Raw genomic sequence first — 24381 nt, forward strand, 5'->3', positions numbered from 1 at the left:
CCCAGTTTTAATGTAAAATTAACGCTAAAGAGGTATCTATACATTTTATTATGTATGGAGGAATGTTATGCACAGTCCCTTTAAAAAACCTAAGAGTAAGGAAGGAGATATTAACCAACAATTGAGCAACACTATATACAAAAAGGTAACAGCAGAAAATTATCAAGAAAATCAAGATGAGACTTCCAAAGAATGCAAAAGGTTGTTCAAGCAGGGAGCTAGTCCTAAAACATTGGCTGAATTGGAAAAAATACTGAGAGAACGACAAAATGAGCAGGCTATTGCAAAACACTTAGAGTCATCCAAGCAAGGAACTAGTCCTGAAGCATTAGCTGAGTTAGAAAAATCAGTGGGGAAAAAAAGAGAACATTATAATAATTATATCCAACACTTTCTTCCAGCGTTGAAAGCAGAAATAACAGAGTCAAAAAAACTAGACTCAAAAAAAAAGGCAGCAATAGTACAAACAATTTTGGATATTACTAACAGGAGCAGCAGTGTAAGCTCAATACCAAATGCTGTTGAAGAAAATATTGAAGATCAAATGCAGCTAAAACATATTGAAGAGCAAAACAACACACAAGAAACACCCTTGAATGTAGCTGAGAAAAAAAGTGGTGATAATAAAATACTTAGTAATTCCTCTGTTACAGAGGAAGTGTTTGAAAAATATAGCAAGGTTGTGAAAGAAATAGAGGAGAAGCAAACTTCTAAACTCAGTAGTGGCAATGACTCAGATAGTGGAATCATACGCGTCAAGTTAAGGAAATAAAGGTATGAAAGAGATAGAATAATAAGGTATAAGTTCTCCCAGATATACTTTTAGTGAGAGAACCAATGAATAAAATAACTTGCTTATCAAAAAAGCTCAAAGAATTTTTTAATGAAAAAGCAGAGAAAATCTCAATTACAACAAGGTTTATAAAAAGAAAGAGAAAGCTAAAAGGTTCATCATTCGTAAAAGCCATGGTCTTGGGTAATATAGGAGTTGATAATTGTAGCGTAGAAACAATGTGTCAATTACTAAACGAGGACTCGATAGATATAACAAAACAAGGTTTGGATTTTAGATTTACTGAAGAAGCAGTGGAATTTATGAAAAGGATGTATAATGAATCTGTGATTCTCTTTAAAAATATCTTGCAAGTTGATTGCAAAATCTTACAGCAATTTAATAGTGTTAAATTATTGGACAGTAGCTATATTACTCTACCTAACAGTATGGAAGAGATGTATAAAGGTTATGGTACTAGCTACAGTGGCTATGAAAGCAATACTAAGTCTGGAATAAAGTTACAATTAGTTTTCGACTACATGAATCAGATAATAGACCAACTTAATTTAACGGAGGGGGTAAGATCAGACCAGGGATATAGGAAACATTTAAGTAATATATTAAGCAATGATTTGCTAATATCTGATCTCGGTTATTTTGTGCCAAGTTCTTTTAAACAAATCAATGAAATAGGAGCTTATTTCATAAGTCGTTATAAATCCGATACCAACATATATGATGTAGAAACAAATCAAAAAATGGAGTTATTAGAATGTTTAGAGGATAAGTTATTTTTAGAAAACGAGGTATTGTTAGGAAAAGAAGCAAAAATTAGAGTAAGAATTATATGTCAGAAACTAACTGAAGAACAGTCTATGGCCAGAAGAAGGAAAGCTAATAGATTAGCAAGATCGCAGGGATATACATCCTCTAAAAGAAATCAAAAATTGTTGAACTGGTCAATATTTATAACTAATGTTCCAGAAAATAAAATTAGTGCTGAGCAAGTATTAACGATTTACAGAGTAAGGTGGCAAATTGAGTTATTATTTAAATTGTATAAAAGCCATATCAGGCTTGATAAGCTAAAAGGAAAGCCATGCAGAGTATTATGTGAACTATATGCTAAATTGTGCGCAATTCTTATATTTCACGGCATAGTTGGTTGCACAGAAGTGAAAAAGAATACAGAACTTAGCTTAACAAAGGCATTTATTGAGCTAAAAAGGCGGGTTAGAGAGTTATTTTTAGTATTAACCAAAATTAATAGTTTAAAAGCATTTCTTAAAAAACTCACTATAACTTGGTCGCGATTTTCATTAAAAGACAAACGTAGAAGGGCTAGAGTATCCACTTTAACCTCTCTAAATTTGCTCACAATCTCTTAACTTGACGCGTATGGAAGGTAAAACAAACAATGCGTTACTGAAAGCAGTGGTAAGAGCCCACCTATGGAAACGTCAGCTAGAAGAGGGAAAATATGCAAGCGTAGGAGAGCTAAGTGCCAAAATTAATATAGGTACAAGACGTATACAACAAATTTTAAGGTTAAATTATTTAGCACCAAAGATCAAAGAAGACATAGTAAATGGGAGGCAGCCAAAGGGTTTGAAGTTAGTTGAATTGAGGGAAATACCAATGCTGTGGAGTGAGCAGATGAAGAAATTTTGCAAATTAGCGATTTAAAAATCACACGATTAATACTTTACTAATACAAATTAGCTACATAAGAGATACAAAGAAAAAAATAATATGAGAAAACTAATTACCAGAAAAACTAATGAAGCAGATATAACCTATGAGTTGCCATTTGATCAAGATCAGTTAACAAGCAAAGATAAAAAGGAGCTTTTTAAGCTATTAAAAAGGATACAAGAGGGTAAAAGTATCAGTGAAAAAATTAGTAAATCCTTTCATGATACACGAAAGATTCCGTGGATACTAATAGTTGATATATATGAACGTAGAAGAGACGTATTCACACTATTACATTATGCTAGATTTTGCAAGAATAAGCAAGCTGAGAATGATCTTTTAGAAGAAGCTAAAAAACATGGGCTTTTTAAGGAGTTTAATCGTACGAAAATAGTCTCGGACTACTTAGGAAGTCATGGAGAATTAATACGTACATATAGTACTGTTAAAGATGGTGTAGTAAGGGTAGAAGGTTTTGAGCCTTGGGATGATAAGGAAGTGATGAATCCAAATATGACAAGTGACAAAGAAGAAAAAAACTCGTTAATAGAAACTATTATGGAAGGATCAGTGGCTTATAATATTTCAGAAGATATTGAAGAAGTTTCGGATAAGAATAAAGAAAATTTTTATGGAGAACAACAAGAAGAAACCGCAGAAACTGGCACTCAGCCGTGCAAGAAGATTAATAATGGTGAAGATTATGAAAGGAATGAAGAAAATCAAGGGAATTTCGCTAACTCAGGAAGAACGGTGGTAAAAGAGCTGAATGCTTTAAGAATCTTTTCTTCTAACCCTTGTGTTAACGATAAATCTTTCAAAATTGCAGATGAAGAATCATCAACAAAAGCAATGCAACGGAGAGCGATTCTGACTGGTGCCGTTGGGGTGGTGCTACTGGTAAGTGGTATTGTATCACATATTATGAAAATGCCTACTATAGGAACAGTTGGAGTGATTGCTGGATTGGCATGCATAAGCTTTGCGTTGTACAGTACCCTAGAACCGAGTACAAAGCTAGAGAAGGTAGAAGAGCTCTTCCGATCCAACGCAAGAGAACATTCCTAAAAAACACAGATATTAAAATAATTTCCTAAGAAATACTTCTAATTTACTAACCAAGTACTAAACCTGCTGCTATTTTCCTCAAGGCAATCCATCAACTTAATAGGTATATTGTTTACACTACTCATCTTCGTAGTCAGGATATTGTGGAGGAGCCTCTCCTTGCTTTTTAGTAACTTTTGGATATCTTGTTCCAGCTTCTGCTTCAATAATGCCACAACATTCTACTAAAAATTCCCAATTATCGCCATAATCAAAAAGAAAAATCATTTTTTTATCTGGCTCAAAAACCTTGTAGATATAAGAATTTTTGACGCTTTTTTCATTAGGCATAAACTATAATCAGTATTATAAAATAAAGTGTATACTTCATTACTTTCATAAATATCGTTTATGTTACTATAAAAACCAAATTAATGATCTAACTCAAAACTAAAGACCTTTATGATAGTTTCTGCAAATTTATAAAGACAGCTTTCAATTCCATCTCACGGTAGATTTTTTTGTCTAGAGAAACTTTAAATAAGTATACTTTCTTTTTCTTATCCACTTAATTTATCTTTAACTTACATTAAATTAACCAATAGCAAAAAAACAACACAAGTCAAACATAACCTTACCCACATATCTTACCCTATTCGGACTATTAGGAGAAATGCTATACTTTAGAAAAAGCTTAACTGAACTTTCATTCGTTCTGACAACACATACTTACTTTTAATGACCGATGATATGGTCGTTGCTGGAAATAGGCGTTCTTAGGCCTTGAAGATGACTGTTTACTTTCGGCAAATCGTCTAAATCATGCTCTATTTTTTGTGTTTCCATCTCAAATTTAAATCCCAATTTTTCACAGAATTTTTGAAAGTATTCTCTAATAATAGAGAGCAAGTTTCTATCTCCTTCTTTATAATTTTTTAATTCCTTGGGAACAGTGAGTGATAATTTACCGTCTTTATAGGTTACACCATCTTTTCCATCTTGAGACTCAAGTGTAAATTCCAGTGAGGTGGATAGACCACATATTTTTTCCCCTGGATTATCAAATTTGATTACAGGTATTTCCATATCAGACTTTACTCTTATGTTATTATGGTCAGTGTAATCAATATTCATTACTTTGTCAGGGTCTTGCGTTGTTAATCGATAATTGCTAAGTGCAGAGTGATATTCAATAAATATACCTGCTAAGTATCCTGCTTGATTACAATTAGTAACTAGTTCTTCTAAGATAGGGGCACTAGGAACTTCTGCTTCAGCATATTTAAACATTTCCTTAAAAACTTCCTTTACAAATGGTCGGTAGTTCTTATTCTCATCTCCTACTTTGAGTAATAGATGCATATGCTCTCTTCCAGCATTGTAAAATCTCTCAAAATCTCTACCGTACGAATTGGTTTTCTGATAATCAGGAATTTCAGGATTTTCACAATGACTTTCCCACAATTCACTTAACGCGTTATATGCAAGTTCTTTTTCAAGATCCTTAAGGACTGAATTAACAAAAGCCCTGCCATGATCTTTATCTATTTCTCTTTGTTTTTTGCTTGCGGCTTCAGCGCTATATATATCATAACTATTAAAAAGGTTGCTTTTGCGATATTTCGCTCCTTCCATTAACACAGAGGTTAAAACTGTATCTATAATCTTTCCATTAATAACAAAGTTCATTCTTGGAAGATCGAAATACATTGTTTCACCAGAGTGTGCTGATTTATTGCTCTCGCCAGCCTTTAATTTACTAAAGCTAAATTCTTTAATTTTAACCTTCAACGTAACTATTGGATTTGCTTCTGTCATAGTCCGTACTTATTAAAGCCCCTAAACTTGATTATAACATAAGAACCATTAATAGATTATTAACAACACCTAAACGCAACAAAGGCCTTACACCATCTGTACAACAAATACGCAAAGACAATAGAACTTTATTATATTCTATCTATAATGATTCAAAATAGCAAGCCTCAAACTAGAAGCCTGCTACCACTTACTGGTTACTTTACATCAATCTTCTTGATGTGTTTCTCTGACTTAGGTATGGTTACATGTAATACTCCATCTGAAAAACTAGCAGATACTTTATCTCGCTCCACATTTACTGGAAGCTGAATAGACCTATAGAAAGAGCCATAGTACCTTTCTCGATGATAAAACTGCTTATCTTTTGACTCGTTATCACATGTCTTTTCACCCTTCACTATTAAGCTATCGCCAGATATACTAATATCTATGCTTTCTTTGGAAATACCTGGTAACTCTAATGAGAGGCAATAGCTTTCCTTTGTTTCATAAAAGTCACAAGCTGGTAATAGACTGTTGCTTCTTCTGGAAAGCTCTGGATTCCATCCTGTAAAGAAGCTATCAAATATGTCATCAACGGCCCTTTGTAACCCTCTTACACTAAAGTTATCACGGTTATTGTTTTTATTTGAATGAACTATATTACTCATGTTGTACCTCCTTTCACTAATATGTGCATTATGTAATCATTCCACTTGTTAGTTTCAATACCTTATACCAAATATCATAAATAAGTAGGCAAATAACTCACAGAACAAATAGTTTTGATCGAACTTTCCGTAATATTACGAATGAATGCACATATAGTATCCTCCAATAAACTAATACCAATTCCTAAAAATAAATAGACAAATAAAGAAAAATTTCTAAAATAGAACAATTTAAGAATTAGTGAGGAGTTATGGCAGGAAAAAGTAAAGCAATAGGAGAAGAATGATATAATAAGTGTAACCTGGAATTAAAGAAGCACGGAATAAGAGGAGAGATAGGAAGAAGATTACAGGCAATAATATCTGGAAAAGAATATGGAATAACAAAAGTTGCTCAAATATACCGAATTACTAGAACTACATTGATGAAGTGGATTACAAGATTTAAGGAAGGAGGAGTCGATGCGTTTAAAATACAACCAGGACGTGGAGTAAAGCCGAAGTTGAGCTACAAGCAGCAAGAAGAAATTAAAAATGTCATAGCAGAAGAAGGAGCCAACCTAACGGCTAAGAAATTAAAAATCATAATTGAGAAAATGTTTTCTATTGAGGTAAGTAAGTCTACAGCACATGGACTGATGCAAAAGTTAGGTTTTTCGTATATTACTCCAAGGCCTGTGCACAATAAACAGGATAAAAATAAACAAGAAAAGTTTAAAAAAAAATCTTAATGAAACTATTGTCACGTATCCCGAAAAAGAGCTATTTTTCTTCGATGAATCGCGGTTTGGCACACATTCAAAGATTGGACACGGGTGGTTTAAAAACTTACTATTACCCACAAATATAAATGTTTGTTGCATAGCTCTTAATGGCATAACTTTTGCTTGAAATAACTGTTTATATGGTGCAATTTACAGCTTTTAGTTGCTAAAATTATAACTCTTAGTTTAATAATTTTAATCTAATAAGCTTTCAGGTTAATAAAATTAAATTATTTGAGTAAATACAATACTATGTTTTTATTTGTGGGTAATAGTAAGGTTTAAAAAAGGCATTAGGACACAGGTTAAGGTGAAATTAGGTAGGCAAAACTTTTATCTCTATAGTGCAGTTAATCCTAGAAATGGAGAGACTTCTAGTTTATTCGCACCAAACGTCAATACTGATTGTATGAATATATTCCTTGAGCAGATGTCACAATATTTAGGAACAAGGGAGGCATTTCTTATTGTGGATTGTGCAGGATGGCATAGATCCAAAGGTTTAAAAATACCACAAAATATTACCTTAATCTACTTACCTCCATATTCACCAGAGTTAAATCCAGTAGAGCATTTATGGCAATATTTGAAAGACAATCTCATTAAAAATAGAATATATGACTCTGTTAGTTTATTGGAGGATACTATATGTGCATTCATTCGTAATATTACGGAAAGTTCGATCAAAACTATTTGTTCTGTGAGTTATTTGCCTACTTATTTATGATATTTGGTATTATACCTAAATTTTGGATTAGTGATAAAAAAGCTAGAGGAAGAATGGACTATGGATTTGTCGAATTGGACTTTGAATACTTGATATCTTCTTTCCAGATAGATTGAAAACGAAGTTGTATAAAAAATGCTGCTTTGAATGGTTATTTTTGAAATATTTGAGCCTGATTTTTAAATTCCCCTTTCATTTACTAACTGATTGCAATAAGCTTCTTTCATAAAGCTAGATGGAACATATGATTTTTCTATTGTACAATCTGACTGTTTCATAGTTTTAGCTAACTCTTCAGAAACGTCACTGTTTATTTCAAAATAACCATCTTCTATGCCTATAGAAACATTTTTTCCTCCTAAAAGACAGCTCCCCCCTAAACTTGATTTATCCTCCAACTTACTAAAACGTGCTATGCTTTCTTCGTTGGCGAGCTTTACTTCTATTTTATTATTATCTCTATCACTAGGAGATAAATAAACACTGACCTTCCCAAAGTAAGTAGTAAAAGACATTTCAATTCTACCCTCCGAAATGTCGGTGTAATTCCTAACTCCTTCTTCATTTTCAACTCTAACTATACTTTCTCCAACTTGAAGCATACCAATTTCCAGACCTAAATTTTTAGCTTTTTTATTGTTGAATATTCTTGCAACTTCGACAACACTATCTTTTGGATATTTTATACAAAAGTGTCCATTGTCCATCTCTAACTCAAAATCATGATCATCAGTTTTTACACTTACGTCTACGATACTTTTGTACACCAAGTCCTTAAGTTCTAAAAGTATTTTTTCTCGTTGATCTAGAGCGTATCTATCTGAGCAAATTATGTTCACGAAATCGCCATGTTCTTCATCGCTAAATCTATTTAAAGACGCACCTCTTGATACTATTTGCAATATCTTTTTCTCATCTAAAAATCCATAAATTCGGGTAGTATCGTAAGAAAAATATAGCTTTTGCAATGTATCAATTATGCGATCCACTAAAGATATATTAGCTTTATACGGAAGAGTGAACATTACTCTTTGTTTCAGCGCCTCGCTTACAATTTTATCAAGTCTTTTATTGCACTCTTCATAATCCTCTTCATTACCATAGTTACCCAAAGCATCCAATTCATCATGAATATTATCTATTTTTTGCCAAATACTTTCATATTTTTCTCTTTCTCTTTCTCTTAATTTTACTTTTGCTAAGGAAAAAGAATCTTTTTTACGTATTATGTTTGCATTGTAGACTAGTTGACCGTAGGTCCTACCAACAATTTCATCATAATCAAAGCAATAGCTAACATTATAGTCACTTTCACTAGTTGATTCCTGATCATTGCTACTTTCATCGTCATCTTTATTCCATACTTCAATATCGTAATCAGTGTTTTCAAGGTTTTTGTCTTCACTTGTTCGATAATCTTGATTGTTTTCTACTTTTTCGTACAGCCAGGTTGATTTTTGATCATCGCTACTTTCATCGTCATCTTCATTCCATACTCCAATGTCGTAGTTAGTATTTTTAGGTTTTTTATCTTCACCTGTTTGATAATCTTCTGCTTCTCTATATAGCCATATTGATTCCTGGTCATCATTATCATTGATACGCCTCATTTCCACTTTTGTTGTAGACTGAGGTCTTACTATTTCTTTTCTTACGTTTTCTTTGTTTAATTCATCTTCAAGAGACACTTCATTACTAATATAGAAGTTTTTCTGTTTTAAACTCTCATTTTCATTCTGCAATGAACTAAATTCTGCAAACAGTTCTTCACGCTCTGATAAATAAACATAGAGCTGGCCTATTACATCATTAAGTTCCTTATCTTTTTCTAATATCTGGTTTTCATAATTACTCTTCAAATCCTCTATACTGTCTACCAGCACTACACTTTCTTTTCTTAGTCTACTTGAGTTAGATTCAACCAAATTTAACCTTTGCTGTAACTCTTCATTTTTTTTGTCTATCATCTGTATTTCACTCTTCATATCTTCTAATTTGCTGTCCAAGTTCCCTATTATGTCATTTTTATTCTTCACGTCCAATAATACTTTTTCTATTTCTTGTTTTAGCTGTTCAATTTCTTGGCCATTTTTAGTTAATTCTCTTGTTTTTCTTTGTAATTGAGCTTCAAGCTCTTTAATTTTCTTTTCTAGGATCTGATTTTTCTTGCTGAGCTCACTCACTTCTTGATCATACTCTTCCGCTATACCTTTATAGCATTCCAAGAGCTTTTCATTTTTCTTGAGATCAAAGTTTTCTTGTTGCAGCCTTTCTATTTCACCATCTGAATTATCTATTACTTGGTTACCCTCACTACCAATCTCAAATATCTCTTCAGAAGCTTACTATTACCCACAAATAAAAACATAATATTGTATTTACTCAAATAATTTAATTTTATTAACCTGAAAGCTTATTAGATTAAAATTATTAAACTAAGAGTTATAATTTTAGCAACTAAAAGCTGTAAATTGCACCATATAAACAGTTATTTCAAGCAAAAGTTATGCCATTAAGAGCTATGCAACAAACATTTATATTTGTGGGTAATAGTAAGCTTCAGAAGTAATCGTAAAATCTTTAAATACGCAAGGCAAAGTAGTGTCTTCAAGGTTATTACTATCAAATGAGTTATATTGTACTACCTGCCTTGAACCTTACTATTACCCACAAATAAAAACATAGTATTGTATTTACTCAAATAATTTAATTTTATTAACCTGAAAGCTTATTAGATTAAAATTATTAAACTAAGAGTTATAATTTTAGCAACTAAAAGCTGTAAATTGCACCATATAAACAGTTATTTCAAGCAAAAGTTATGCCATTAAGAGCTATGCAACAAACATTTATATTTGTGGGTAATAGTAAGGCCTTGAACTAGGCATACTTATACCTTTCTATTAACAAAGGCACACAATGCATTATATTTACTATATACGCAACTGATTTAAACATAATTTATTTACTAATTCATATTGTGAATTTTTATAAAATAGGTTTATATGCAAAATATTATAATAACGTTAAAGCACGTAGCTAATACCATTATTAGTACAGTATAAAGGGCCTTTTTGCCTATAATTGAAGAGTTTAAGCAAATTCATAATATACCTCATTTATCTTCTAATAACGAAAATTTGTATCGAAACAGATAAGACCATAAGTATGAAATTCAAAGAGGAATGAATCAGTTAAATCAAGAATAGATGTTGTGTTATAGTAGTGATTATGCTAATTATTGGGTCGTTTGGTTAAAAGGTAATTGTGAAAAGGGGTAAGAATTTGACTGAAGATAAAAAATTAGCATCTGACATTCTAAAAGAGGTTGCAGGTACTGGTACTGCTGATAGTGATAAAGTGACATTGTTTGACATTAAAACAGCTTTACAAGAACGTGGTTTTGGTATTTTAATAATCATCTTCTCCTTGCCGCTATCGGTGCCTATACCGGTTCCACCTGGTTATACAACTATTCTTTCTATACCTTTAATCTTGTTTTCATTACAACTTCTGCTTGGGTTTCATTCTCCCTGGATGCCACGTTGGTTGGAAAGGAAATCCTTTAAACGTTCAACATTAGCCCTTGTGGTTAAAAAAACTTTACCTGCATTAAAAAAAATAGAAAAGTTCATGAAACCGAGAATGTCTTTTATCTTCTGTGGGCCAGGTGAAAAGATTTTGGCATTTATAATGCTGGTTTGCGTATTGGTGATAGCCAATCCGCTTCCGTTGACTCACTTCATTCCAGCAATCGGTACGACTCTTATTTCACTTGGTATTATGAATAAAGACGGGCTTGTCTCGATACTTGGAGTGTTGGTATCCTTGTGTGGAATATTATTTGCTCTTATTGTAATAGTAAAAGGTCCACAGCTTATAATTAGTGCGTTTTCTTTTCTCAAGAGTTTTGCATACGGTTAATCTTGAGCTATTAGCAAATTAGATATTCTATAGAAATACCATGGCAACCAGTGTGGAAGCAAATTCTTTTGTTTACTGTTTGTGTCTCAAAAGCATAAAAAAGTACGTACTGTTGTGAGAACAATTTAAACAAAAGCGGCGTTTTAAAAGTAAAAGCTTGGAATTTTTACAACAAAGTTAGGCAAAACAGTTCATATGTAGATTTAGCGAAAGTAAGCCAATATAGGTGATTTCAGCGTATAATAAAATCACCATATAAAAAAGTTCGTATGTATCGTTTGGAAGACCATGCCATCCCAAAGAAAAGTGTTCTCACGGCCCTTGGTTTTTAATGCTGGAAATGGTTATATCACTTAATTTCTTAGCAAAATACAATACTAAATTAATAGCAATTCATTTGAGAGTAAAAACTAAGGCGAATTTATAATATGTCCTATTTGTCTTTTCAGTAACGAAGGTTGGTATAATTTTTTTCTTTAATAAATAGAAAATCATGATATATTAAGCATTTTAGTGAGGCAAATAATGAATTACACTTTAACGCCATCGCTTGAGCATATAACTCTAGTTAAGATAGCTATCACATTGTGGAACCAGGACGACATTAGGGCCTTGACGGCAAGGTTCTATTTTCGATCGTTAATTCTCAGTGAAAGACGGAAAGAGTGGCAAGTAGTAGAAGATAAGGTAATAGAAAAAATACCAGAGCTCCTGTTACCAGAACCCCTAAAAAAGAAAGTATTGAACTTTATCAAACCAATAGGCCTGGAGATATTAAAGTGGAGGGAGTATCATGATCAAAACTCCTATCTTGGTATAGATCTGCCAAATGAGCTTTGTTGGACACCACAAGGGACAGTAGATAAAAAGGAAACAGCAGTGGTGTTAATTAAAGATGAGAATTTAGATATTACCAGACGCTATAGACTGGCATGTATTTACTGTTTAGAGGATGATATTCGGGAACTATGGAGCAAGATGCCTGAAAATCGCAGAAAGTCTTTTTATAGCGAAGAAGATCCAAGAAAAGTTAGGCAGCAGGAATTAGTGGTTCTTTGGACATATTATACAAAAGGAGAAGTGAATAAGCTGGATAATATGATTGAAAGAAGATGGCAAAGTAAGTGTTCTCCTTATCAATATGCATTTGAATATGCAGCAGTTGGTGGTAATAAAGCGGCAACTGAGTATTTTTTGCAAAAACTAACTTCCAAGGAAAAAGAAGAGTCGTTAGTAAGATCTGCAGGATATGTAGCAGATAGACGTTGTGACTCTGCTCGCAATCGTACTGACCTTCCTAAAGAACACTATGCTGATGTTTTATGTTTTTTACTCTCACAAATGAATGAAGAGCAACAAACAGAAGTATTTAAAAGCTACCCTTATGAAGTGTTAAAATGCTTGTTAGATTGGCCTTGGCAAAGTTTCTTTATGAAAACGGTGAGTCGTATGTGGGATTTTCTTTCTGGAAAGGATTGTAATTATTTTTTGAGGGAAATGGTCGATAAAGTGATAGAGGGCCACAAAGATTATGACTATCAAAAGCTTTTTGGGAAATTTTGGCAGCAAAGCCCAGATGCTCATAAAAGGTATGTTATAGATGAATGTTCTAGTGGGTCTCTATTGTCAAAGTTACTTAAGATTGAAGATAAAGAGAATGTTAAGCTAATTTTAAAAGATGCAACTCTTATTGAAAAAGAAAAAATCATTTTTTACCGTGAAGGTAAGGATATCTGTGAGAGTTTAATTTATAACAATAAATGGGATTTACTAAAATTCTTTATTCAGGAGTGTATATTGTCCAAAGAAGTAATAATTAAGTTTAAAGAAAAGTTCAAGGAACGTATCATATGCCGTCGCTCGGAAGAAAAGTTAGAGAAAGAAAAGGATATGTGGAATAAGGCTTTTCAGTTGCTGGATGACCTTATTCACAAAGGTAACAAAAAGAGAAGTATGGAAGAAAGTGATAGTAGTCCAGCTAAAAGGCTTCATAGTATAGAATTTAAAGAAGTAGCACGTAGTATGAAAAAATAGGTGGAAAAGTGCCAAAAGCAACAGCTAAAACAAAACACATTAAACATAAGCCTGAATTAATAGAATTGTTACTTACAGAACCAATTAACTTAGGTAACGATAAAGGTAATCCAATTCTTGCGGTGGATAAAGAAAAGCCCGTAGGGTTTGCTGAAAAGTTTAGTTTATTTCTTAGTGAGACTCCAGATATTGGCTCGACGTCTGATCCAGAGTTTTTTATTCATGGTATTTTAGGTTCAGTTTTAATACTTCCTGAAAGTGGGCTAGTAGAAAAGCTTGGTATCGATAAGGTATATGTTAAGCATACTGAGGTTGGTGTACAAGATAGTAGAAAAAAAGGTAAAGCTAATGTTGTAAAGCTATGTTTTTCTCTTAAAAAAGATGGAAAGAAGCAAGTAGCCCTTAGAGTTTTTACGAATGATGGAATTACAGGTGGTAGAAATCCAGAAGATAAGTATCGTTATAGTGACGATGAACTTAAGGAAATAGCGGGAAAATTGGGTATTTCTGATATAGATAACGTAGATGAACATGTGTTCCGTATTTGTACTGAAGGAGAACCAGGCAATAAATCATTCAGACTACATAAATGGCAGATAGGTAGAGTAAAAGAAAAATTTAAGATAGCAGCATCTTCTCAATCTCAGGTTAATAACGAATTTAAAGAGATTAGTGTAGCTCAGTCTATAAACTTAGAAGATTCATTTAAAGAGCTTTCTAATGGAGATATAAAGGAAGTAATAGGTAGTACGGAAAAAATTTTCAAAGAATTTGCTAGCGTATATCGAGATAATCAAGAAAAATTTTCGCTAAGCAATTCAGAAGCAGCGTATCATGGGTTTCACTATGGAGCTTTAGCATTAAACTTTAAATATCGCTATGATCTTAACTGTTACGCTGAACGTACCGCAGGTAATGGACGTGCAGATCTGATATTTATGTCACGTACGAGAAAAGGTACAAATGACAGGATGAACCCAAAACCTATTCCAGTAGTTGTTGAGTTTAAAGGAGAAGGTCATACTGCTGATGAAGCCATAGCACAGATCAAGAACAAAGGCTACCTATATAACCTAAGCGTTAGAACTAAAGCAGAAGAGGCGGTTATATTAGGGATGAGTTGTGCTGAAGTAAAGACAGAACAAGCTAAGATTTTTCAATCGCAAGGCTTCCTGCAGCGATTATTAGAAGAGATGAAAAGGTTCAATCAGAATCGTATAAGTGAAATTAAAAATGTTTTAAAGGGTGAATTGAAGAATTTATATCATTCAATTCAGAGCCATAATCGCCATTATTTGAGTAAATTAGTATTTGGGCAGGTTTTAGCTGTAGACGATGATGAATTAGATAAATATATTTTTACTTATACGAATCAAGATGAAAGTATAGGAAGAGAAGCTACCACACTTGTGCTATCAAACCAGGCCAAGAGTGAGGCAGTAATATTAAATATTATAGAACGTAGTGGTGAGCAGAGAGCACTTAGGGGGAAAAAGGAATCTGATAGTAAAAGGACTCCCCCAATTGATGGGCTGAGAATCAATTCTGCAGTTAAAATTGATGTAACAATAAACACGGGAGTACAGCATAAACCAGATGGATTTGAAGTAGAAGGGGAAGAAGATAAATCTTATTATCAGGGTATAAATATAGAAAAAGTCTCTGGTAGTTCTCAAGGTAAGTTTCAGGGTCAATTCGAAAAGATAGAGAATGTTAAGGTTGGTAATTTAGTTAAAGGTCTACGGAAAAGTATTGACATAGAAAGAACAAGTGGTGACAAAAAAAGAAGTGATAGGAAACTAGGAGAATCATTGTCTCCTTTAGCGGAAGTCTTGTTTCCTTTCAAGGGATTAATCAAAAAAGAAATAGACTTTCAAGCAATAATACAAGGCTTATTTATAAATGAAGAAACTGAAGATGGTAAAGAGATTAGAGTGTATATGGAATCTAATGCATCTCCACAAGGGAGGATAGACCTAGCGTTATCTTTTACACAACTATCAGAAAATGATGACTCTTTCATAGAAGATGATCCAATTATCATAGAGTTAAAACTTGCTAATAGTGATAACGATGCAAATAGTAAACTAAAGCAAGCAAAAGAACAGCTGAGTGAGAAATATAAAGTTCTCAGGTCCTTCACTGATAAAAAGACAGCTAAGCATGTAGCTATGGTTTTCAATATTAGAGCCAGAGACAAGAATAATGTAATCAAGGTAAGCGCGCAGGATGTTAAAGTTGACCATACTTCCAGTAGCTCTCCTGAAAAGAAAAGACCAGGATCTCCACTTGCTGGATGCCCCAAGAGAAGGAGAGTGAGAAATGTGGATGTATTATGCATAGACTCGAATGATGAAGAGAGCATTGAAGAGAAAGAGAGAAAAGAAGAGTTTATGAAAGAACTATTCAATACTGATAAGATGAGGGAAAGAGCAAAAAGCATTGAGTTTTATGATCAACTTTTTAAGGTATCTGATCAGATGTTCAAAGAAGGAACTATAGATCCAAGTATCAAAGAAGCTCTTATAGTAAAGCTCAAAAATATAGATCTAAATTCAATAGATCCAGAGATTAGAGATATTGTGAAGGAAATGAAGAACAATGTAGAAAATAAAGAAGAAATAGAAAATATCCTGAGAAGATATGGAGTAGCAGAAAAAATAGGAAAAGTAGCAGAAGGTGCAGGTTTTGCCTTTACAATGTTTTTAGTTGGTAAACATATAGTAAATGGAGACATAGAAGGATTAGGCTATGATGCATTAAATCTCTGGGTAATGCCAAAGATTGGCGAAAAAATCTCTGGAAAGATATTAGAGTTAGGAACAAAGCTTGATTCTCAGATGCTAAAGGGGTTTGCGCCAGTTATGGGACGTGCTATAGGTAATTTTGCAGCATTTTTAGGGTTAGCGGAGTCAATAAAGGCTCATCAGAGTGCAACAGATCCAGTAGATATAAAGATTGCTGACCTAAACATTGCAACTAATTCCATTTTTATAGCTGCAGATGTACCTGCGGTTGTTACTGAGACAATGTCAGCTATAGGTATGGAAGCTGGAATAATAGGAGAATTTGCTGGTCCAGTTGGTGCCGCTGTTTCAGTTGCTGTAATCATTATAGCACAGTTTGTAGAAGCAGGACTTGAAGTAGAAAAATTAACAGAACAAATGAATCTTACAGATCAGGAGAGACATGATCTTTATTGGGATTTCTTTCTTGGTAAAAAAGTACCAGATTATATAAAAGATGACATAGAAGCAGAAAGTATATATAAACAATATGTATCAAAGCTTATAAGCCAATATAAAAATAATTATGATAAAATAGTTATGTCATTGCCTTATATATTGGCTACAAAGGAGGAGCGTGGTGATGCGGAAATACAACTCTTCAGAGTTTACTGTCGTACTAACACAAAAATAGTTGATACTAAGTTTGGTTTTGGATTCAATACAAATGTTACACATCCATTTCATATCAGTGATATTAATTCTAGGGTGGTTCCTACAAACATTGAGAGTTATAGTGTCGTTTGCGGACCACGTGATAGTGATGTTAAAGTACAAGTTGATAATCCTTCATGTACTGACTGTGTTGTAAATGGAATTGGTTCAGGATGTGATAGTTTATATGATCATAGCAACGTATTATTGAATAGAACATTTGAAAAGTGGTTTTTACAAGAGTATCCTAGCGACTGTTATAATGCGGTTATATATAGAAATACAAATTCCCGTGGGTATGGGAGCATGTATCATATACTATCTCAAGATGCTAATATTAATGTTGTTTTTCAAGAAAAGGATATTTTAAATGGTGATCGAGATAGGAGAGATAAGATAGAAAATAGGTACTATTTTGAAAAGTCGCTGGATAGCTGTAAGGTACATAATCCAGGTAGAAATTTCTTTTACATAGCAGGAAAGTTTTCTTGTGATTTAGGGGCAGATGGGCAAAAGAACATAGTCATAACACAAGGTAATCTTACTACAGATTCAATAAACATACATTCTATTGTTGGCAGCAACAAAGCTAATCATATAAAAGTTTCTTATGCAGATTATACAGACGGTAAAGGTGGCAATGATGTAATAACAGCAAAGAACTTTACTACAATAAAGGGTTATTTTGGTGATTCTATTTATGGAAAGGGTTTAGTATTATTACCAATAAATCTTAGTGATATAGGTAATATCACTCATACTAATAATATAACAACCATCTATAATAAAAGTGGAGCTTTTATAAGTATAGATAAACAGATATTGGTAAAAACAGCAGATGGTTCGTTTGTAACTCCGACAAAAGTAGACAATAAAACTGGTGTAGTAACAAACTTACATGTAACAAAAAGCGTAGGTAATGACGTTGTGTTAGATGATGAATTGGATAATTTAAGAAAAATAGACAATTCAAACTTTAGTATTACAAAGCAATTATCAAGCGCCAATTATCATAGCACTATAGGTGGCTCTAGCAATCATATTTTTTATCCTGATAAAGAGCATCATAATTTTTACTGGGAAGCTCCAAGTAATATAAGTCATCTTTATCTCTTCGATAACAGAAACGCTAATATTACGATTGCTCAAGCAAATGGTATACTAGATTTTAGCCAATTAAATTGTACATTAAGCGATATACAATTTATAGGAAATGATAAAGGAGAAATAAAGGTTAACAAAAATGATTTACATGTAACTTTGCTACCAGATTATAAAGATGTTACAGTTACATTTGACGGAAAAGAATATTACAAATTTCAAAATGGGGAACTAGAGCGTGATTATTGTTCTCATAGCTTTAAAGTAGATGGAAGATTCAGTGTTAATGGTACTGACCTGTTAAATCATCATAATTGTTTCACGTTTGATTCAGATAAAGTGCTTTTTTTGAAGCTAAATAATGATTTGCTATTGTTATCAGATAGAGGGGCATTATCAATATCGAATTATTATTCTTTTGTTCATAAAAATTGGGATTTATCCATAAGGCTAAATAATAGAATTGTGGAACCAGGAGAATTTGGAGAAAGAGCTGATAAATTTAGTTCTTTCAGATATTATAAACCAGATGAGCAAGGGTTACAGATTTATCATAACCAACCTGTTAACAAAAATGATATTGGTTTAGTTGATTTAAAAGATAAGTCTATATTAAATTTCGATATGAAAGTTATGAATGATATCTTATTGCTATCACATAAAAATAACACTCTTGTAAAAGTAGAAAATTGGAATACTTATCAGCCAGCAAAAGAAATAATGTTTGCTTTTAATGATGCAGTGGTTTCTAACTCAAAATGTATAACTTCTATTTGTAATCCAGAAGATGTTATAGTGGAGTTTAATAAGGAAAAAGTAATTTTATTAAAAAAACTGGTGCTCAATGTTATAGCGAAAGATAATTTTAATAAAGCTAAACATTTAATTAAAAGTACTAATTTTGAAGGTGGGGATGAATTAAGGTATTTATACTTAACTATCATTGCTATTCAAATGTGTAGACTGCACTCAGTCATAACTCTTTTTAATAGAGGGTATTTTAGCATCAGAGATAAAGACATTCATGTTCTGCGCTGGGCTATTCAGGAGGGTAAATTAGACATAGCTAAGTTTCTTATTGATCAAGGCGCTGATATTGAGTCTCGAAACGCATACAATGAAAGACCCTTGCATCTTGCTGTTAAAGCAGGCAGTTTGGATATAATAAAGCTTCTTTTTAATAAAGGTGCTAATGTCAACGCTACAGATATGTATGGCCAAACGCCTTTAAGCTTGGCTATTCGAAGGAATTGTAGAGACATAGTAGAGTTTTTAAGACAAGCACAATTGGATTTAGATAGAGAATTGTCAAATGCGACACAAGATAGCTGTTCTGGTAAAATTAAAAGTCTTGTAAGTCGAGGTGCTAATATTAACATCAGAAATAATGATCGTAATACTCCTCTGCACCTAGCAGCTAAAAAGGGTTACTTGTGTATGGTAAAAGAGCTCATAGAGAACGGTGCTAGAGTTGATGTTAAGAACCGCTTTGATGAAACTCCTCTACACTGCGCTGCTGGAGAAGGTTTTTCAGATGTAGTAAAAGAGCTCATAAGGAGAGGGGCTAATATTGCTGCCCGAGATGGCAATTTTTATCGTACTCCTCTGCATTTGGCTGCTAAAGAAGGTCGCTTAGATGTAGTAGGGAAGCTCATAGAGAACAATGCTGATATTAATATTCGGAATGACTATGGTAGCACCCCTCTATATAAGGCTGCTGAGGAAGGCTACTTGAGTACAGTAAAAAAGTTCATGGAGAATGGAGCACACATTAGTATTAAGAATAGATATGGCAGAACACCACTAGATATTGCTAGAGATAAAGGACATGATAGTGTTGTGCAATATTTAGAAGGGATCGAAAGAGAAAGAGGAAAACCTGTACAACGTAAACGCCGTCATCATCATGGGGATCACGATCGTCATCATAGTCACTTATCACATAAACCTCTTGCTATAGATTTAAGTAATCAACCTGAGATAGTAGCTAGGCAAGATGTGTCAAAGAATTCATTGCAGGGTGATGATACAGGCTATAACAAGGAAAAAGCTACAAGTGTAGGGAATAAGCCATCTTCATGGATAAATGATTTATTTGGTTGGGTAAAGAGCTCTATAGGTGGGTTATTAGGTTCTAGAGCTGCTTTACCTGAGAAAACATTCACTCAAAGTTCAATCTCACAAATTAGTGCACCAATTGATGTAAATGGTACAATAATGTTACTTGATTTATTAATTAGAAAAGTTACAGGTCAAAAGTATATTTCTACAGTAGGTCAGTCTATATCCCCACTAGAGGCACAGGGATATACACTCAATATTACAAAGGAATTTGAGAAAGTAGTAGAGCAAGCTGGATTAAAAAGTGGTGTATCAATGCATCGATTGAATATTGATTTTGTGGAAATACAGAAAGAAGTTACAGGGAAAATCATGAGTGGTAAATTTGATGAGATCTCAGGAGTTTTAAGTTCGTATTTAGAGAAAGCATGTCCTGGTAGAGAAGCAGGATGTCCTGGTAAGTTAAGTTCGAAGAAGCTTGACAAGTTTATGGTAGAGTTTAATAGCAGGCTAAATGTTGTACTAAATCAATCAATACAGCAGATATTACACAATGGAGATGGTACATTAGAAGTTGATGGTGCAAAGCAAATGAGTTTAGAGCCTCAAAGTTATTTAAGTAATGCTTCAGTTCACAGCCATTCAAAAGTATCAACTTGTCTTTCTGAGATAGGAGTAACTAAGCTTGGAGGTAATATCAATAGGTAGGTTATAATATAAGAGGTGCAGCTATAAAATGCCAAGTAGTGGAAAATTTAAAGTGAAGGTAGCCAAAATAATTAGGGATACCAGACCAAGTTTGATGGTCCTAATACTAAAATGGATGAAGTAGACATTAAATGCTAAGTGGTTAATGTGTTTTCCATATTGAACTTATAGCACATAGCTTTGATATAGAAGTTTGGGTAACGTTATGATAGTAATTTATATAATTCTATGTGCAATCTTTATAGCTGTTTTAGACAGTTCATTAGACTCTTAATTATAGGATATGTTTAACTGAGGAAAGATTTTCATAAATGTTGAAGTGAATAAGTTGTAGTATTTATGTTTTTTCCCTGAGTTGTAAAATTTCAGAATGAGAGAGACCGGTAATTTGAGCTATAACATCTATAGGGACACTGGCCTTGAGTGAGTTTTTGGCTACTTCAATATCCCTTTCTTTGCGACCTTCCACTCTGCCTTTTTCATGGCCGATTTGGATGCCTTCTTGTCTACCTTTGTGAGTAGCATCATCGAGTTTTTGTTCCAAGATAGCAGCTTCTTTCTGTAAATCCATTACCCTTTCTTCATAAGCTAGGAGATCCTTCTCATTCCAATGAAACTTATCTAACTCATCATATGCTAATTTTATTATTGGTGATTTTTCTGCTATTCTTCTCAAATCTTCATCAGTTGTTTCTTCTGCATATTTAAAGAAAAATAGCCAACGGTCTATTACATTTTCTAGCTGCTCTTCCCTGCTTTTAGGAAACTTTGGCAGCTCAATGAAGATAAATTGAAAATCTTTTAAGTCATGCTCGTTAGTTTTTTCATCTCTTATGGTATGGCTAGATATATAATCAAGCTTATCAGGAAATAAATTACAATTAGAAATAGCAATAAAGAAAACCTTCTTTAAATCAATATACTTACCACCTTTATCAGCTTGCCTCGAGTAAGCCTTAGCAGCATAAAGTTGAGCGCGTTTTTCAAAGCCTCTATCACGAGCGAGTTGCATCTCAATCACGTATCTGGCCCCAGTGGAATCTCTGCACAGGACATCAACAATACTCTGCTTATCAGAGGCAATTTCATGATCCATAATGGTGCTAAGGAATTCGACATCTTGTATAGTATTTATTTCAGTAAATCCCAAAATATCATTCAAAAAATGGATAAGGATATTCTTATTTTTTTCAGTACCAAAAATTTTCTTAAAGGTCAGGTCCAGCTTTGGATCGAGAAACTTAGAAAGAGCCATGAGAAAGTAAGATAAAAAGCATTAATAATTATACACAATTGTGAAGAAATATTCAACTAAAATGCAAACATAGAAGTTTTTGTATATCTTTGTTTGGTAGTATTAACATGTATAATATTTATGGCAAACATCTCAATAAGGTATCAGATAGCACAAAAAGTAAGGAACTGGAGGTTAAAGCGAGGATATACTCAAAAAGATTTAGCGAAGAAAGTCAGTGTAACGTATCAAGTAGTACTACAATATGAAAAAGGAACACGTAAAATTTCGATTGAAAAGTTGTATGCTATAGCAGAGATATTGTCGATTGGTATTGTAGACCTAATTCCTGTATCAAATGAAAAAATCTGTCTTGAAGATGAGGGAGAAGAAATACTAAATCTAGTAAGAGAATATAAAAAGATTAATGATCAAGAGTTACGTAAGATATTTTGTTTACTAACCAAGTTTGTTCAAATTAGTGAGAAAAGTAGTAAAAAAGCAGAGAAAATAAAAATTGCAAAGGGTCTGGTTAAAGGAGGAGTTTCTGTTGATATTGTTGCAAAAACAATTGGTCTCTCTGCTGATGAATGTGTTGAAGAAAAAGGAGGTTCTATTTACTGCCAAATAGGAAAGAAGATAAAAGAATGGAAGAGAGTATACTCAAAAGGATTTGGCTGAGAAAATGGATACAACACGTGACGAAATAAGCAACTATGAGCAAGGACGTGTGGCCATTCCACTGGAAAAATTATATGCAATAGCAGAAACATTATCAATTAGCATTACAGATCTGCTCATAGAGGAAGATTGTAAGTTAAAAACATGATATAAATGAAGTAAGAGGGAAGATAACTCTACTCACTATAGGAATAGAGTTATCACGGGCGTGTGCGACCGAAAACCAATTGGTATTACAACCGTTTGTATCAAGGTACACTAGCCCTATCTCTCGATACGTTTGAATAGTTGTTTGGGAAATATATATACGCCCGTTTACAATCTTAAATTAACTAAAACTATCGAGGTTTATTATGGTTACATCTTATCAAAATTTTATTGGCATTGACATCGGAAAATTTAAAAATGTTGCTGCAGTTTACAACCAAAATAACATTATCAAGTTCGACAATAATGCTGATGGTTGGCAACTGTTGTTTAAAAAGTTTTCAGATATCTTACCTAATTCTTTGGTAACTTTAGAAAATACGGGCAAATATGAGCTTGGTTTATCACATTTTCTTGTTGGCAAGAATATTGCAGTACATCAAGCAAATACTCGAAAAGTAAAAAGTTTTATCTTGTCTCACGGAACTTTAGCAAAGTCTGATAAATCAGATGCGATGGCTCTTGCTCAATACGGATGTGAACGCCATAAAACTCTCTCTCTATTTGTACCTACTTCAAAAGAACAATCAACTCTAGCTGCACTGTGTCAACGTCGTGATGACATTACGCAAATGAGAACTCAGGAAAAGTGTAGACTGGAAGCTCCTGAAAATGACCATATAAAGGAAAGTTGCCAGAAGACCATTGAATTTTTCAATAATCAAATAAACGAACTCAATGACACTATACAAAAAATTATTGATGAAAGCCATGAGCTACAACAACGTCAAAAAATCCTTAAAACAGTTCCTGGAATAGGCAAAAAGTTATCACAAGATTTTTTGTGTTTAATGCCAGAGCTTGGCTACTTAAGTAGAAAAGAAGTAGCAAGTCTTGCCGGAGTAGCACCTCATCCTAAGGAAAGTGGTAAAGCTGTTGGTTACCGAAGGATTATGGGCGGTAGAAGTAATGTTCGTTCAAAGCTCTTCATATCAGCCATAGCTGTTACAAAGTCAAAATCTGTACTTGGTGCCTTTTATTCTAAGCTTGTTGAAAGTGGTAAGAAGAAGATGGTGGCTATAACAGCTCTTATGCGTAAAATTATAGTAATTGCTAATGCAAGACTTAAAGCAGCAATTACTTCACACAGTAGCAACTGACAATGAATATTGTGAATAAGTACGTCCACACAAACTTAAAGTACTTATTCACATATTCATTGGCTTAAGCAGGCAATAGCTGTTTGACATAAAATTCTATTCCTATGACGAATGGATTTTTATTACCTACATGATTGGATCAAGTTGCAAAATTACACAATAAAAAATTTTTTAAAAAACATAGTTGATGAGATAGTAGAAGATGAGCTACCTGATTTAATAAAAGAATACAAAAAAATTGGGAGTCAAGAATTACGCTATGCGCTAATAAAATCTCTGTTTGAAAGCATACAAATTTGCGAAGAGAAAGTGAAAAGAGCAGAAAAGATGAAAATTGCAAAAGATTTAGTGAAAGGAGTAATTCCAATCAACATTATTTTGCAAACTGTAGGAATCTCTTTAGACGAAATTC

Annotated in this window: 13 protein-coding genes and 4 pseudogenes; 12 read left to right on the plus strand and 5 right to left on the minus strand. The window is 33.2% G+C overall.

The annotated features are described in order from the left end of the window. Positions 1-67 precede the first annotated feature (67 nt). The 4 genes and pseudogenes from OM961_RS05610 to OM961_RS05625 all read left to right on the plus strand — a co-directional run bounded on the left by OM961_RS05610 (position 68) and on the right by OM961_RS05625 (position 3538). Positions 68-772, plus strand: coding sequence for a hypothetical protein (locus OM961_RS05610; protein WP_264339564.1), 705 nt, complete (start codon positions 68-70; stop codon positions 770-772). Between the two features lie 65 nt (positions 773-837). After that, positions 838-2163, plus strand: a complete 1326-nt coding sequence (locus OM961_RS05615) for an IS4 family transposase (protein WP_264339118.1) — start codon at positions 838-840, stop codon at positions 2161-2163. A 13-nt stretch (positions 2164-2176) separates the two neighbouring features. Then, positions 2177-2461 (plus strand): annotated as a pseudogene (locus OM961_RS05620) (recombinase family protein); the annotation flags it as partial. Between the two features lie 66 nt (positions 2462-2527). Continuing rightward, the gene (locus OM961_RS05625) at positions 2528-3538 is read left to right on the plus strand and encodes a hypothetical protein (RefSeq protein WP_264339565.1); all 1011 of its coding nucleotides are present in this window, start codon (positions 2528-2530) and stop codon (positions 3536-3538) included. A 117-nt stretch (positions 3539-3655) separates the two neighbouring features. Here OM961_RS05625 and OM961_RS05630 read toward each other — a convergent pair whose 3' ends face one another. The 3 genes from OM961_RS05630 to OM961_RS05640 form a co-directional block, all read right to left on the minus strand. Further along, positions 3656-3868, minus strand: coding sequence for a plasmid pRiA4b ORF-3 family protein (locus OM961_RS05630; protein ID WP_141456728.1), 213 nt, complete (start codon positions 3866-3868; stop codon positions 3656-3658). A 384-nt stretch (positions 3869-4252) separates the two neighbouring features. Beyond that, the gene (locus OM961_RS05635) at positions 4253-5335 is read right to left on the minus strand and encodes a hypothetical protein (protein WP_264339566.1); all 1083 of its coding nucleotides are present in this window, start codon (positions 5333-5335) and stop codon (positions 4253-4255) included. Between the two features lie 197 nt (positions 5336-5532). After that, positions 5533-5988: an Hsp20/alpha crystallin family protein gene (locus OM961_RS05640; RefSeq protein WP_141456730.1), complete on the minus strand. Its 456-nt coding sequence runs from the start codon at positions 5986-5988 to the stop codon at positions 5533-5535. Between the two features lie 335 nt (positions 5989-6323). Between OM961_RS05640 and OM961_RS05645 the strand changes: the two genes are divergently transcribed. Beyond that, on the plus strand, positions 6324-6719 hold the full coding sequence (locus OM961_RS05645) for a helix-turn-helix domain-containing protein (RefSeq protein ID WP_405196806.1): 396 nt from the start codon (positions 6324-6326) through the stop codon (positions 6717-6719). A gap of 313 nt (positions 6720-7032) precedes the next feature. Continuing rightward, positions 7033-7479, plus strand: a pseudogene (locus OM961_RS05650) (IS630 family transposase); the annotation flags it as partial. 179 nt (positions 7480-7658) lie between these two features. Here the strand turns inward: OM961_RS05650 and OM961_RS05655 are convergent. After that, on the minus strand, positions 7659-9704 hold the full coding sequence (locus OM961_RS05655; RefSeq protein ID WP_264339067.1) for a hypothetical protein: 2046 nt from the start codon (positions 9702-9704) through the stop codon (positions 7659-7661). A 1042-nt stretch (positions 9705-10746) separates the two neighbouring features. On the opposite strand from OM961_RS05655, the gene OM961_RS05660 reads away from it, so the two are divergent. The 3 genes from OM961_RS05660 to OM961_RS05670 all read left to right on the plus strand — a co-directional run bounded on the left by OM961_RS05660 (position 10747) and on the right by OM961_RS05670 (position 20747). After that, positions 10747-11403 (plus strand): exopolysaccharide biosynthesis protein, encoded by a 657-nt coding sequence (locus OM961_RS05660; protein ID WP_264339068.1) that lies wholly within the window; start codon positions 10747-10749, stop codon positions 11401-11403. Positions 11404-11928: 525 nt separating this feature from the next. Beyond that, a complete protein-coding gene (locus OM961_RS05665) occupies positions 11929-13437 on the plus strand; it encodes a hypothetical protein (RefSeq protein WP_264339069.1) in 1509 nt (502 codons plus the stop codon). An 8-nt stretch (positions 13438-13445) separates the two neighbouring features. Continuing rightward, entirely contained in the window at positions 13446-20747 is a 7302-nt protein-coding gene (locus OM961_RS05670; protein ID WP_264339070.1) for an ankyrin repeat domain-containing protein, read from the plus strand. A gap of 337 nt (positions 20748-21084) precedes the next feature. On the opposite strand, the gene OM961_RS05675 is transcribed toward OM961_RS05670, so the two are convergent. Continuing rightward, complete coding sequence (locus OM961_RS05675) at positions 21085-22002, minus strand: Rpn family recombination-promoting nuclease/putative transposase (RefSeq protein WP_264339071.1); 918 nt, start codon at positions 22000-22002, stop codon at positions 21085-21087. 120 nt (positions 22003-22122) lie between these two features. On the opposite strand from OM961_RS05675, the pseudogene wmk reads away from it, so the two are divergent. The 3 genes and pseudogenes from wmk to OM961_RS05690 all read left to right on the plus strand — a co-directional run. Then, positions 22123-22804, plus strand: a pseudogene (gene wmk, locus OM961_RS05680) (WO male-killing family protein Wmk); the annotation flags it as partial. Between the two features lie 211 nt (positions 22805-23015). Beyond that, the gene (locus OM961_RS05685; RefSeq protein ID WP_264339072.1) at positions 23016-23969 is read left to right on the plus strand and encodes an IS110 family RNA-guided transposase; all 954 of its coding nucleotides are present in this window, start codon (positions 23016-23018) and stop codon (positions 23967-23969) included. A gap of 195 nt (positions 23970-24164) precedes the next feature. Next, positions 24165-24381: pseudogene (locus OM961_RS05690) on the plus strand (WO male-killing family protein Wmk); the annotation flags it as partial.

The sequence above is a fragment of the Wolbachia endosymbiont (group A) of Cydia splendana genome (assembly GCF_947179475.1).
Lineage (GTDB): Bacteria > Pseudomonadota > Alphaproteobacteria > Rickettsiales > Anaplasmataceae > Wolbachia > Wolbachia pipientis.